Origin of the sequence: Marseilla massiliensis (assembly GCF_023336985.1) — a bacterium.
GTDB lineage: Bacteria > Bacteroidota > Bacteroidia > Bacteroidales > Bacteroidaceae > Prevotella > Prevotella intestinigallinarum.
Genome location: NZ_JAMBLP010000063.1, coordinates 1 through 762 on the forward strand (window position 1 = coordinate 1; position 762 = coordinate 762).

Below are 762 nucleotides of genomic sequence, written 5' to 3' on the forward strand. Positions count from 1 at the left end.
CGGGCCAGGGATTTCGCTCTTTGCGATTACAGCTGTTTCTGCCATCACGGGCACGTCTCTCAGCATTTGCCCGCCCACGCTGTAGCACACGACTCGGGAGATGGGCTTGGAAGATTGAAGGGTGTATGCCTCGCCGCCGTCTGACACATCCACACTGCCATTCTCACCTTCAATGGCCTTGATACTAAGATAATTTTCCATTGATAATATACCAATATCTTTCCAGCCTTCAGCCTGCTCATAAAGCTCAATGCTCTCTTCGGGCACATAGACACAGTCAATACCCCCATACCCTGAACCATCCATAAAAACATCATCTCCCAACCTCGGCGGTACTGTGGCCTCAAACAACAGGCCGGGCAAATGGTGAGAATAATGGAATGAGATAGGAATTGCAAGTTCAGCATTCAAGAATGCCATGTCACCAATAGAATCAACAGAGGCTGGTATAACCAACTTATCGCCTATAACACAATTTGCAAACGCACTGGAGTATATAGTACTAACGCCAGCGGGCAAACTGCCGCCAAGCCCGTCACGTTCCATATCGTTTACAAAAAACAACACACTGCCATCTGCAGAGCACAAAAACTCTCCATCCATCACACAATACTCATTGCTCTCAGATAGATCAATGTTACATCGACTTTCACCAGCCCCGCCATATACATACTTGTCCAACGTGGGGAACGGGCCAGCAAGCTCAAATACGAGATCCGCATCCCCCATGCTAAAGGCAGAGTCGGCCAGATGCTTCAATGT

Annotated in this window: 1 protein-coding gene; it reads right to left on the reverse strand. The window is 48.4% G+C overall.

The genetic code is table 11. The features are described 5' to 3' along the window. Positions 1-762 (reverse strand): leucine-rich repeat domain-containing protein (locus tag M3089_RS15735; protein WP_249085263.1); only part of this gene is annotated, 762 nt, incomplete at both ends.